Annotated in this window: 12 protein-coding genes; 8 read left to right on the top strand and 4 right to left on the bottom strand. The window is 59.5% G+C overall.

Features of this window, described 5'->3' with window-relative positions:
- Nucleotides 1–79 precede the first annotated feature (79 nt).
- From V1292_RS29555 to V1292_RS29525, 7 genes are all read left to right on the top strand, one after another.
- Nucleotides 80–2,050, top strand: a complete 1,971-nt coding sequence (locus tag V1292_RS29555) for an AMP-binding protein (protein WP_334376084.1) — start codon at nucleotides 80–82, stop codon at nucleotides 2,048–2,050.
- A complete protein-coding gene (locus tag V1292_RS29550) occupies nucleotides 2,047–2,832 on the top strand; it encodes an ABC transporter ATP-binding protein (protein WP_334376083.1) in 786 nt (261 codons plus the stop codon). Before V1292_RS29555 ends, V1292_RS29550 begins: the two co-directional genes overlap by 4 nt.
- Before the next feature lie 10 nt (nucleotides 2,833–2,842).
- Entirely contained in the window at nucleotides 2,843–3,772 is a 930-nt protein-coding gene (locus tag V1292_RS29545; protein ID WP_334376082.1) for a branched-chain amino acid ABC transporter permease, read from the top strand.
- Nucleotides 3,773–3,787: 15 nt separating this feature from the next.
- Entirely contained in the window at nucleotides 3,788–4,915 is a 1,128-nt protein-coding gene (locus V1292_RS29540; RefSeq protein ID WP_213285885.1) for a branched-chain amino acid ABC transporter permease, read from the top strand.
- 125 nt (nucleotides 4,916–5,040) lie between these two features.
- Nucleotides 5,041–6,360: an ABC transporter substrate-binding protein gene (locus V1292_RS29535; protein WP_334376081.1), complete on the top strand. Its 1,320-nt coding sequence runs from the start codon at nucleotides 5,041–5,043 to the stop codon at nucleotides 6,358–6,360.
- Between the two features lie 78 nt (nucleotides 6,361–6,438).
- Nucleotides 6,439–7,278 carry an ABC transporter ATP-binding protein gene (locus V1292_RS29530; protein WP_334376080.1) on the top strand — a complete coding sequence of 280 codons (840 nt, stop codon included), beginning with the start codon at nucleotides 6,439–6,441 and terminating at the stop codon, nucleotides 7,276–7,278.
- 260 nt (nucleotides 7,279–7,538) lie between these two features.
- The gene (locus V1292_RS29525) at nucleotides 7,539–8,567 is read left to right on the top strand and encodes a hypothetical protein (protein WP_334377203.1); all 1,029 of its coding nucleotides are present in this window, start codon (nucleotides 7,539–7,541) and stop codon (nucleotides 8,565–8,567) included.
- 39 nt (nucleotides 8,568–8,606) lie between these two features.
- Here the strand turns inward: V1292_RS29525 and V1292_RS29520 are convergent, their stop codons facing one another.
- A complete protein-coding gene (locus V1292_RS29520) occupies nucleotides 8,607–9,368 on the bottom strand; it encodes an N-acetylmuramoyl-L-alanine amidase family protein (protein ID WP_334376079.1) in 762 nt (253 codons plus the stop codon).
- A 1-nt stretch (nucleotide 9,369) separates the two neighbouring features.
- On the opposite strand from V1292_RS29520, the gene V1292_RS29515 reads away from it, so the two are divergent.
- A complete protein-coding gene (locus V1292_RS29515) occupies nucleotides 9,370–9,660 on the top strand; it encodes a hypothetical protein (RefSeq protein WP_334376078.1) in 291 nt (96 codons plus the stop codon).
- A 229-nt stretch (nucleotides 9,661–9,889) separates the two neighbouring features.
- Here the strand turns inward: V1292_RS29515 and V1292_RS29510 are convergent, their stop codons facing one another.
- From V1292_RS29510 to V1292_RS29500, 3 genes are all read right to left on the bottom strand, one after another.
- Nucleotides 9,890–11,413, bottom strand: coding sequence for an SGNH/GDSL hydrolase family protein (locus V1292_RS29510; protein WP_334376077.1), 1,524 nt, complete (start codon nucleotides 11,411–11,413; stop codon nucleotides 9,890–9,892).
- 166 nt (nucleotides 11,414–11,579) lie between these two features.
- Entirely contained in the window at nucleotides 11,580–11,726 is a 147-nt protein-coding gene (locus tag V1292_RS29505) for a hypothetical protein (protein ID WP_334376076.1), read from the bottom strand.
- A 1-nt stretch (nucleotide 11,727) separates the two neighbouring features.
- Nucleotides 11,728–11,904 (bottom strand): hypothetical protein, encoded by a 177-nt coding sequence (locus V1292_RS29500; RefSeq protein WP_334376075.1) that lies wholly within the window; start codon nucleotides 11,902–11,904, stop codon nucleotides 11,728–11,730.
- Between the last annotated feature and the right edge of the window lie 473 nt (nucleotides 11,905–12,377).

Below are 12,377 nucleotides of genomic sequence, written 5' to 3'. Positions count from 1 at the left end.
CGCATGGCTGCTCCCTGAAGGGCGCAGGTCACCATAAGCAGGCGCGAACCAACGTGCCGGTTTTTGGGTGGAGACCGACGTGGCCGATGGCGGATCGTTTGATACGTTCCCCAAGTTGCTTCTGCGAAACGCGGCGCAGTTTGGCAACCGTCCGGCGTTTCGGCACAAGGATCTTGGTATCTGGCAGACGTGGACCTGGACCGAAGTCGCCGGGATCGTACGTGCTTATGCCGCGGGTTTGCAGCGGATTGGTTTGCAGCCAGCCGACACGATTGCCATCGTCGGTTCAAACCGGCCGAAGCTCTATTGGACCGTGATGGCAGCGCAGGCGCTGCGTGCGATTCCGGTCCCGGTCTATTCGGATGCGGTGGCTGACGAGCTTGCCTACGTCCTTGCCCACGCCGACGTGAAGTTTGTTGCAGCGCAAGATCAGGAGCAGGTCGACAAGATTTTGTCCGTATCCGACCGGGTGCCGCATCTCCGGAAGATTGTTTACGATGAACCGCGTGGACTCCGCGACTACGATCACAGCCAGTTGGTCGCAATCCACGATGTCATCGAAGACGGCCGGGCCGCGCTTGCGGCTAATGCTGCGCTTGGCGAGCAGATCGATGAAATCATCCGTCAGGGTGAAGGTTCTGACGTCTCGATCATCCTCTACACCTCGGGAACGACCGGCGCGTCGAAGGGCGTCATGCTGTCGGCGCGAGGATGCATCGACGCTGTAACGGATACTGTCAGGTTCGACAGGTTGACCGAGAACGACGTGGCGCTTGCCTATCTGCCGCTCGCCTGGGTGGGAGATCATTACCTCAACTATGCGCAGGGCCTTGCCGCCGGTTTCTGCATGGCGTGTCCCGAGAGCGGAGAGACGGTCGAGCAGGATTTGCGCGAAATCGGACCAACCTTCTATTTCGCTCCACCGCGCGTTTTCGAAAACATGCTGACGCGGGTAACGATCCGCATGGAGGATGCTGCGCCAATCAAGCGGCGCATGTTCGACTACTTCCTCGGCATTGCGCGACGGCATGGCGAATCGATTTTGACCGGAAAGTCGGTGCCGGTGTCAGGCCGGCTACTCTATGCGCTCGGACGCTTGATACTCTACGAGCCCCTTAAAAACGTTCTCGGCCTGTCTCGCGTGCGCGTTGCCTATACGGCAGGCGAAGCCATTGGTCCGGATCTTTTCGCGTTTTACCGCTCGATCGGATTGAATCTCAAGCAGCTCTACGGTCAGACTGAAGCGTTCCTCTACGTCACCTGTCAGCCTGACGGGGAGATCTACTCCGATACTGTGGGGCCGGCGGCGCCGAACGTCGACATTCGCATTGCGGAATCAGGCGAGGTCCAATTCCGTTCACCCGGCATGTTTGTCCGATATTTCAAGGATCAGGCGAAAACCGCGGAGGCTCTGACGCCTGACGGTTACGTCAAGACCGGTGACGCCGGCTTCTTCGACGAGAAGACGGGACATTTGAAGATCATCGATCGCGCAAAGGATGTGGGCCGGCTGGCCAACGGAACGATATTTGCGCCGAAGTATCTTGAGAACAAGTTGAAGTTCTTTCCGAGCATCAAGGAAGCGGTCGCCTTCGGCGATTCCAGGGAGTTCGTTTGCGCCATTCTCAACATCGACCTGACTGCGGTGGGGAGCTGGGCCGAACGCAACAACATCGCCTATGGCTCCTATCAGGAACTGGCGGGGCATCCACTGGTCTACGACCTGGTGACGAAAAGCGTTGAAGAAGTGAACCGCTCCCTCGCCGAGGAAAAGGTGATGGCCGGCGCGCAGATTCGGCGCTTTCTGATTCTGCATAAGGAGCTCGACGCCGACGATGGCGAATTGACACGCACGCTGAAAGTTCGCCGCGGGTTCATCGCCGAGCGCTATGGGCCATTGGTCACAGCGCTCTACGACGGTTCGCATGAAGCCGACATTTCCACCGAAGTCACTTTTGAGGATGGCCGCAAAGGCGTGATCGCGGCGCGGGTAAAGATCCGCGACGTGCCGGCAATTGGCGCGACGGAACCCTTGGGGAGGGCCGCATGAGGATGCCGGACACGAGCGAAATCCTGCTTCAGGTCGAGGGGGTATCGCTGGCGTTTGGCGGCGTGAAAGCGCTGAGGGATGTTTCGCTTGACATCAGGAAAGGTGAAATTCGCGCCATCATCGGACCGAATGGCGCCGGAAAGACTTCGATGCTCAACGTCATCAACGGCTTCTATCATCCCAATCGTGGTGCCATCACCTTCAAGGGACGAACCCGCGCCCAGATGCAGCCGTTCGAGGCGTCCCGTGGCGGCATCGCGCGCACCTTTCAAAACGTCGCGCTGTTCAAGGGAATGAGCGCGCTCGACAATATCATGGCTGGCCGCACATTGAAGATGCGGCGGGGCCTTCTGTGGCAGATGCTGCGCTACGGCCCTGCGCTGGCGGAGGAGATCGAGCATCGGCACCGGGTCGAAGAGATCATCGATTTTCTGGAGATCGAACCGATCCGCAAGGTGCCGGTCGCGCGCTTGCCATACGGCCTGCAGAAACGCGTCGAACTCGGCCGCGCCCTTGCGATGGAGCCCGATCTCCTTCTGCTTGACGAACCGATGGCAGGCATGAACCTCGAAGAGAAGAAGGACATGTCGCGGTTTATCCTCGACGTGAACGATTATTACGGCACGACGATCGCGCTGATCGAGCATGACATGGCTGTGGTGATGGATCTCTCTCATCGCGTGGTGGTGCTCGATCATGGCGTGAAGATCGCCGACGGAACGCCGGATGAGGTCAAGAAGGATCAGGGCGTCATCGACGCCTATCTCGGCATCGCGCACTAGGGAGCATGGTGTGATCGCATTGGGTCAATTTCTGGAGGTGCTGATCGGCGGATTGATGTCTGGCTTCTTGTATTCGCTGGTCGCGCTCGGCTTCGTGTTGATCTTCAAGGCATCCGGCGTGTTTAATTTTGCGCAAGGCGCAATGGTGTTGCTCGCCGGGCTGGCGCTGGTTCGTTCGCTCGATCTCCTCGTGGCCAACGGCTTCCCGCTTTGGGTTGCGATCGTCCTCGGCATCGGCTTTGCCGCCGTGATCATGGCGATAACGGCCTGGCTGATCGAGCGGTTCGTGATTGGACCTCTTGTCAATCAGAATGCTCTCACCCTGTTCATGTCCACCATTGGCGTGACATTCGTCCTCGAGGGTGCGGCGCAGATGATCTTCGGTTCCGATGTTTACCCGTTGCGGCTGTTCCCGACCGACATCTGGCTCCTGTTCGAAAGTCACTTTCCGGGTGGGATTCTGGTCAACCAGCTTGATGTCTGGGGCGGCCTTATCGCCGGCATTCTGGTCGCGGGTCTCGCGATCTTCTTCCAGCAAACCAAGACTGGTCGCGCACTCAGGGCGGTTGCCGACGATCACATGGCAGCGCAGTCGGTCGGGATTCCAATCGGCTGGATCTGGTTTGTGGTCTGGCTTGTTGCCGGTCTCGTTGCGCTCGTTGCGGCGACCGTGTGGGGTACCAAGCTGGGTGTGCAGTTCTCGATCACGTTTCTCGCGCTGAAGGCCCTGCCGGTCCTGATCATTGGGGGCCTTACCTCGGTCCCAGGAGCGATCGTCGGCGGGCTTATTGTAGGTGCGGGCGAGAAGCTCGCCGAGGTGTTCCTGGGGTCGCATATTGGCGGCGGTATCGAATATTGGTTCGCCTATGTGCTGGCTTTGGCGGTGCTGCTCGTGCGGCCGCAGGGGCTGTTCGGCGAGCGCATCATCGAGCGCATCTGAGATGAGGAGTTAGTTGTGCTTTATCGCGAGGCAGGCCAATTCAAGACGACCTACGCGGAGGATATGGCGATCTTTCCGATCCGCCAGGACCGTATGGCGCTCGCGATCTTGCTTGGTATCGCCTTCATTGGCGTGCCGCTGCTGGCTGACTTCGACATTTGGCCGTTCGGCAGCGACTATCTGCTTCGCGCCATTCTGCTGCCCTTCCTGATCCTCGCGCTTGCCGCTATCGGCGTAAACATTCTTGTCGGCTATTGCGGCCAGATCTCGCTCGGCAGCGGCGCGTTCATGGCCATCGGCGCTTACTCGGCCTACAAGTTGGGGACCGGCGTTCATATTCCGCTCGCCTGGCTTGGCTTTGCGATTTCGATCCCGCCGTTGCCCGTACTGCTATCTATTTTGCTCGGCGGGCTGGCGGCCGCGGTTGTCGGCATCCTCTTCGGTATTCCCAGTCTGCGGATCAAGGGCCTCTATCTGGCGGTCGCAACACTCGCAGCGCAGTTCTTCTTCGACTGGGTGTTCCTGCGGGTGCCGTGGTTCACCAATTATGCGCCGTCGGGGTCGGTCAGTGCACCGACGCTGGATTTCTTCGGTCTGAACGTAGGCACGCCGATCGAGCGCTATATGCTGTGCCTGATCTTTGTAACCGTGTTCGCGTTTCTGGCGAAGAATCTCGTTCGAGGCAATCTCGGCAGACAATGGATGGCAATCCGCGACATGGACATAGCCGCGGAGCTCATCGGTATCCGGCCACTCTACGCGAAGCTTACAGCTTTCGCGGTCTCTTCATTTATCATCGGCGTGGCGGGCGCACTTTGGGCGTTCGTCTATCTGGGCTCGTGGGAGCCGCTCGCCTTCTCGATCGAGCGTTCGCTGCAGCTTCTGTTCATGGTGATCATCGGCGGGTTGGGTTCGATCATGGGGTCATTTATCGGTGCGGCCTTTATCCTGATCCTGCCCATCATGCTGAACCTGCTTCCAACCCAGCTCGGTGTGCCGCTGTCGACAGAGACGATTACTCATCTGGAATTCATCATCTTTGGATCGTTGATCTGCTATCTTCTCATCAAGGAGCCACATGGGTTTGCCCGGCTCATATCGATTGGCAAGGAGAAGCTCAGACTGTGGCCGTTTCCCTACTGAAGGGACGGGCAGTGCGAAGCAAGCCGAAGATCGCAATGCGGAGCGGCGGTCGTTGGCAATAGGAGGAAGCCCGCGAAAACAAGACCCGGTACAGAAAAAACGGGCTGAACGAGGAGGAGAGTTAGATGGTACGCAACAAACTATTACTTGCTGCAGCCATACTTTCAGGCGGGGCGTTTGCCTCTCCTGCTGCAGCGCAGAGCGAGCAGTTCATCCCGATACTATCCTACCGAACGGGCGCGTACGCCGTGAATGGCGTGCCGTACGCAAACGGCGTGGCCGACTATTACAACCTTGTCAACGAGCGCGACGGCGGCATCAACGGCGTCAAGCTCCTGGTCGAGGAATGCGAAACCGGCTACGCCACCGACAAGGGCGTTGAATGTTACGAGCGTCTCAAAGGGAAGGGCCCAACCGGCGCGGCCTTCGTCAATCCGCTGTCGACTGGCATCACGTTCGCCCTGACCGAGAAAACCACGACTGACAAGATCCCGATTATCACCATGGGCTATGGCCGCGCCGATTCCAAGAACGGCGCCGTGTTCGCCTACAATTTCCCGCTGCTCGGCACGTACTGGTCCGCGGCCGATATCGCGATCCAGCACGTTGCCAAGGAGGTGGGCGGCGTCGACAAGCTGAAGGGCAAGAAGATCTCGCTGCTCTATCACGACAGCCCATACGGCAAGGAGCCGATCCCGATGCTGCAGGTGCTGGCCAAGAAGCACGGCTTTGAGTTCACGCCGATCCCGGTTACGCATCCCGGTGTCGAACAGAAGTCGCAATGGCTGGGGATTCGCCAGAACCGGCCGGACTATGTCTTGGTCTGGGGCTGGGGCGTCATGAACGGGACGGCAGTCAAGGAAGCGGCGGCCGTTGCCTATCCGCGCGACAAGATGATCGGTGTTTGGTGGTCGGGCGCAGAGCCGGATGTGCAGCCGGCAGGCGATCAAGCGGTCGGCTACAAGGCGCTGATGCTTCAGCATGGTGCGGGCAAATTCCCCGTGCATGCCGAGATCGAGAAGCACGTCTATGCAAAGGGCAAGGGCGCGTCGGAGCCCGGCAAGGTCGGCGAGGTTCTCTACAACCGCGGTATGGTGAACGCCATGCTCGGGGTGGAGGGGATCCGCAAGGCGCAGGAGAAGTTCGGCAAGAAGCCGCTGACGGGCGAGCAGGTCCGTTGGGGTCTTGAGAACCTCAATCTCTCTGAAGCTCGTCTCAAGGAACTCGGCTTCGAGGGCATGTTGAAGCCGATCAAGATTTCCTGCTCCGATCACGAGGGCGCGCGGGACGGGCGCGTACAGCAGTGGGACGGCAAGGGTTGGAAGATCATCTCCGACTGGTACACGGCCAACCAATCCGACACCGAACCGCTCGTTGACGAAATTTCCGCAAAGTATGCCGCGGACAAGAAGATTCAGCCTCGCGATTGCTCGAAAGAGAGCTGAAAACATCTCCGAGATCCGGGAGGAACGTTCGCTTCCTCCCGGATATTCCGGAAGCCACAACAGTTCGGAGGGAGCAGCGTGTCAACCCCCAAGGCCGCCACGACGACAGAAGCGGCGGCGCCGTTCCTGTCGGTCAACAATATCGAGGTCGTGTACGATCACGTCATCCTGGTATTGAAGGGCGTATCGCTGGATGTGCCGCGGGGCGGAATCGTCGCACTTCTCGGCGCCAATGGTGCGGGCAAGACAACGACTCTGAAGGCGATTTCCAATCTGCTGCATTCAGAGCGCGGCGAGGTCACCAAGGGCTCAATCCTGTTTGACGGTGTCGAAGTGCAGTCGCTGTCGCCAAACGATCTAGTGCGGCGCGGCTGCATTCAGGTGATGGAGGGGCGGCGCTGCTTCGCCCACCTCACCGTCGAAGAAAATCTCCTGACCGGCGCATTCACGCGCGTGGACGGCAAGTCCGCGATCGCAGAGGATCTCGAGCGGGTCTATGCCTATTTTCCCCGTCTCAGGGAGCGACGCGGTTCCACCGCGGGCTATACGTCGGGTGGCGAACAGCAGATGTGCGCAATCGGCCGTGCGCTGATGTCGCGCCCGAAGATGATCCTGCTCGACGAGCCATCGATGGGCCTCGCTCCGCAGATCGTCGAAGAGATCTTCGAGATCGTCAAGGATCTCAATGTCCGGGAAAATGTTACGTTCCTGCTCGCCGAGCAGAACACCAATATGGCGCTCAAATACGCCAGACACGGATACATCCTCGAAAATGGCCGCGTAGTGATGGACGGCGAGGCGCGGGCGCTCGCCGCAAATGAGGATGTCAAGGAATTCTATCTTGGCATCGCCGGGGACAAGCGCAAATCATTCCGCGATGTGAAGCACTACAAGCGACGCAAGCGCTGGCTCGCTTAGGTGATCCCTGTCGACATTGCATCGGATTTGGAGCTTTCGCCTCGCCAAGCTGCCCGTTCGTTGTTTACGATCGCGTCGGTCGCGATCCGATGAAACTGGGCATGGGAAAAATCGCCATGGGGATAAAAAGCCATACTGCTGCGCCCACGGCAGCCCTTGCTCTCGGAATCTTCTTCACTGCGCCGGGTTCCGTTGCCACCAATGCGACCGTCGCCACGGTCGCGTCGCTCGTGGCGGCCGCCATCGGCAATCTCAGCTTCATGTCGCCTGCAATGGGTGAGCCGGCCACACTAACGAAAAACCAATCGGATGCGCTCAATACATACAATAATGCACGGAGCAACTTCGAGTCGATCCTGGGCCAGCGGCGCGCGCAGATCAATTCGAACCAGCGACTACCGAACTTGCCAGGACAAGCACTCTACCTTGCACGCAACAACATGATCAGCGCGTACAAGGATCTTACCGACGCTCTTCCGTCCAAGATAGGTGGGCCCAACAAATACGGAATCCCGCCGGCGTATTTTAGCGCCGACAATGAGCCGCTGCTCGACGAGTACAGGAGACTTTTCGACCAGATGCAGGCGCCGCCCGGCAACGCGCAAAACTCAGATACTCCCTTCAAGGACGTTGTCGATCTGGGCACGGCCATTGCGCGAGCCAAGGGCCTTGATGCGGCCAATGCCGAAGCAGCAGGCCGTATCAGCCTGGGCCTGTTCTTTGCCGAGACAAATGGCAATCAGAACATCGGGAATGCGCGCTCGAACAAATATAAGGGCAGCTTGCAAACAGGCGTACCCGAAGATCAAAATGGACGGAAGAAATGGGCGGCGATAAAAAAATCGATAGCAGCCTTTGATCCTGCAATGAGCCTTCGCGACGACAAGGAAGAGGCCCGGGTTGGCAATCTGGATCATCGGTTCAACCACTGGACCGCCGTGCGGGATGGCCTCATGAACGCACACGCGGATATCTTTCCGCAGGTGCCGGCGATCGTGAAAACACTGCCAGATCCGATCGATCAGATGAAGCTCTTTGAACTCATCCAGATTGTTCCGAGCCCAACCAGGTCTGCGCTCGGCTCGCGCAACCTGGTTGACTACAGAATTTCAGACCCGAAGATCATGGCCTATCTGCGAAACAACAGCGTTTTCACCTTCGGACGGGCTGACCGGGCCAAAACATCCGCGACCTACCGCGAAATTCTCGATGCGATGTGGCTGTTCAACGAAAAATTTGAACGAGCGCTTTCCAAATTCGACGAAATCAAGAAGCAGTCAAGGGGTTGAAGCCGGCAAGCGGGGTCCAGATGCGACGCTACCGCGCCGTCAGAGCGGACCGAGCATGGCCCATCGGGGCTCGCAAAATGCCTTCACCGCCGCCGCGACACCGCTGCTGATAATGTCCCGCCGCTCAGGCGAACTCATCTTGAGTTCTTCGTCCCGGTTGATGATCGAGCCCGCTTCCAGCAGGACGGCAGCCATCCGGGTCTTTCTCAGCACGATGAGCTCATCGTAGCGATAGACGCCGGTTTCCTTGTTCAGTAACGGACGCTGATGCCGACCCATGATCGCCTGGGAATATTGCCTGGCATAATCAAGGCCCTGGGCCTTCATCTCCTTGCCGATCAGTTCGGCGAACGAGAGGCTCGTCTTGAAGTCCGGATTGTTGCGGGAGACGAAGACGGAATATCCGCTGAAGCGGTCGCTGAAATGGCTTTTCTTTCCCTCGAACTCCCAGTCCTCGAGGAATTTGGTGGGCACGGAATCATGGTGGATCGACAGAAAGAGATCCGCGCGCAGATTGTTGGCGGCGGCCACGCGTTTGAAGAGGCTGTGCCTCGCCTTGCCCTCGGTCAGGAGCAACTTGGTTTCAGGAAAGCCCTCGGCCTTCAACTTCTCCTCGATCCGCTTCGCAAGGCGCAGATTGAAGACAAACTCGGAGACGTTGCGGGCGCTGATCGCGCCTTCTGATTCGGCGGTATGTCCCACATCCAGAACGATCCGAAACGTGGAGGGATCGCACAGGGGTGTGGCCGGCTTGAAAGCGGCAGAGGGCAAGGCGACCGGCCCCAGGGCGGCAAGCTTCACGGTGCGGCGCTTTGACGAGGTGGCTCGCTTCGCCAAAGCGGCTGGCTTGCGCGAAGTGACGTGCTTTGACGGCTTGCCTTGTTTTGGCGATTTGGCCTGTTTTGACGAGCCTTTGAAGACGTCCGACAGCCAGCCCGCGTCGCTGACCTCGATCGGCAGAAGCATCATTGCTGCCATTGCGGCAATGATGATGCGGCCGCGGCGCCAAAATCGCGAAGCGACACCGCCGAGAACACAAATGAACGCGCGGCGCTTCATGCTCGCCCAGAGACCGAACCCGAAGGCGCGCTAATGCGAATGAGGCTTGCGTTGATGTTGGCGAACGAAGTCCTGGCACAGCCGATGGAAAACATATCGTACCCCACCCACCGAATTCGACACGCAAGGGTCGCAATTCAATGAGGGCGGATACAAGTCGGAGAGAGCGATTACGGCATCCATTCGCGCGATTTCGCGTCAGTGTTGTCATTGAGCCACATAGCTATGCACTGTAGCGGGCTTTCGGCCATTCTTTGCAACCGTCAAAAGCGATTGTTGGTCTCGTTCTGGCGGCGTTGCTTTTTCGGCTTTAGCGATGCCGCCGGCGCCCGCGCGTTGGCATCGAGCGATTTTGATGCCACTGGCGTCTCACCCTTGGCCCCTTCGCGTCCGATTTCGCGTCGAGGCCAGGCAAAATCGTCGGCGCGACCGGCTGGCGCCGACAAAGGCTCCCCTGTGATCAGGACCCGCGCCGCTTGCGCATCCATCGTCACAGGCCGTCCCCCCGGATCGCCGAGCAATTGATTCGTGCCGACAGAGGAGGGCGCCAAGGGAACGATCGGCCCGGCGAGCGGACGCGGCGCCGGCTGATCCGGCCGCGCACTGGCGTCGGGTGTAGCCGGCTCAGTGGGCAGCACAATCGGCGCGGAACGCGCAGCCAACAGGCGGTTGATTTCGCGCTCGGCATAATGCGCGAGCTTCAGCGCGCCGGCCTTGGTGAAGTACACACCATCGGAAGAGCGCAGCCGGCGGGTCTGCCCCTCGAAATCGGGGCCGTGCTGCAAGAAGCGGCCGGTTTCATCGACAAATCCGTCCCAGACATCGACATAGGTGATGCCGGCCTTGCCGGCCGCATCGCGATAGAGCGTATTCAGAAACGCGGTGTCGGCGGTCGACTTGGGGCCGCGTACCACCGGCAGACCCACCCAAAGCACAGGCACACCCTTGGACTTGAGTACGCCGATCATCTCCTCGATCTTTTGCATGTAGAGTTCGACCCAGCGCTTCTCGCGAAACTCGTAGATGCCGTCCGGCGAACGCGTGCTCTTCTCACTGTTTTCGGCGGCATCGTCTGGCGACAACTCGGCGTCCGGCACCTTGGCTGCGTCATCCGATTTCGCCTCGGGCTTTGCGCTCGAAGTCTTGCCATCAGGTTTCGCCTTGGCGTCCTTCTTGTTCCCAGCCTTGTTGTCGGATTTGTCGACCGCCGGCTCGCGGATTGAGGTGCGATCATGAAGCCCGAGCAAGACGACAATGGCATCCGCCTTTTCGGCGGCAAGAATGCCTTTGGCGGCGGCGGCCCAATCGGCTGGATCGCCCTTCGGCTGATATTTGATCAGGCCGGAAACTGTCTTGTGTTTGCGGATCACACCCACCTCAGGCTGGTCGTCATAGACGTTCTCAAGCCCATAGGCGAGCCAGTCTGCCATGGCGTCACCGAGCACAAGTATGTGGCGCTCCGATACAGTGTTGCGTTTCTCGGGCGGTGGCGCCTTTGAAAAATCCTCGCGCGGCGGCGGAGGGGCTTGCCGCCCATTCCAACGAGGCTGCGGCGCGTGCTCTTGGTACGGCGCGAACGTGTCGTTACCATACCAGCCGCCACCGCGTTCGTTACCAAACCAGCCGCCGCCGCGTTGCTGTTGTGGCCCCTGCTGATATCCGCCGAAATTAAAGAACTGTGCAGAGGTGGGGCCGGCCAAGCCGAGCAACATTCCCACCGCGACGGCCAGCGCAATCAGCCAACCACGCTCGGTAAAGATGCATTGCCTTTTTGGTTCCCTTGGCATGCTTCTGGACCGCACACACGCAGAACCTGCGTTCGCCAGACTAGCACAAAGGCCCTGTGGCGGGTCTCAGTTTACCGTGAAGCGCGTCATCACGGTGCGGAACACGCAAGTAACGGCCCATGTGCGTGGGGCGCACGTCCCATAACAATACACCAATCCGATAGCCTCACTGCGGAGGCCGCAGCTCGATGCCGTAACGCGCATAGATCCGCGCGATGGTGCCATCGGCCAGCAGCGCCTCGATTGCCGCATCGACACGCTGTTGCAGCTTGTCGTCGGGGCGCAGCAGCCCCGCCGCAATATTCCAGTTCAAATCAGAATCGTTGTCGAACGCTGGAATCAGGCGCAACGGTTTGTCGGCATGCTGCAGGTTGAACGACCGTCATCGGCGTGACGGCGGCCGCCTCGATCTCGCGATTGGCCAATGCTGCGACAATATCGTCCTCATACACGAATGGAGCCGTGGCGGTGCCGCCCTTGGCGAGCGTCATGGAGACCAGCGAGCCGACGCGCGCCGCGCTCGATGACGGTCCTCGATGTAGGCCAGGATCGCGATGATCATTTGAGCGAAATGGTGCCGGCTGGCGTTCGGTCAGGGTTTACAAGACCGAAACGGGTGCGGATCCCGTGAAACTGCGCTAAACTGCAGCAAAGCCCGTGTAGGCCGGGAAGGAATTGGACGTGGTGCTGCGAATGCTCCACGCGCGCGGAGGGTAGGCCGACAGCCGATGGTGCGATGCATCAATTGCGGTATCGGCAGTGTCGCTGTCAGCATCGATGTCGCCCACAAAGGGAACACGATCGTGTCGGACAGTTGTTCAAGGAAGCGGCTGCTGAGATGCGAGCCGACCGCGACCTGGAAACCGTTGGCTTGCGCTCCGGATGGAGCCTGAGCGGGATGGGGCGTCTCATGAAAACGGAAATCGGAATTGTCCGGCGCGTGGCACAAAACGATCGCCTCGGG

Origin of the sequence: Bradyrhizobium sp. AZCC 1719 (assembly GCF_036924525.1) — a bacterium.
Classification (GTDB): domain Bacteria; phylum Pseudomonadota; class Alphaproteobacteria; order Rhizobiales; family Xanthobacteraceae; genus Bradyrhizobium.
The sequence above is the reverse complement of the archived record's forward strand: the minus strand, read 5'-3'. Positions and strand labels throughout refer to the sequence as shown.

Bases quoted from the DNA above. Each gene is read 5' to 3' on its own strand.
- V1292_RS29525 (WP_334377203.1), top strand. From the start codon at position 7,539: ATGTCGCCTGCAATGGGTGAGCCGGCCACACTAACGAAAAACCAATCG.
- V1292_RS29500 (WP_334376075.1), bottom strand. From the start codon at position 11,904: ATGACGCTCGCCAAGGGCGGCACCGCCACGGCTCCATTCGTGTATGAG.
- V1292_RS29535 (WP_334376081.1), top strand. From the start codon at position 5,041: ATGGTACGCAACAAACTATTACTTGCTGCAGCCATACTTTCAGGCGGG.
- V1292_RS29510 (WP_334376077.1), bottom strand. From the start codon at position 11,413: ATGCCAAGGGAACCAAAAAGGCAATGCATCTTTACCGAGCGTGGTTGG.
- V1292_RS29550 (WP_334376083.1), top strand. From the start codon at position 2,047: ATGAGGATGCCGGACACGAGCGAAATCCTGCTTCAGGTCGAGGGGGTA.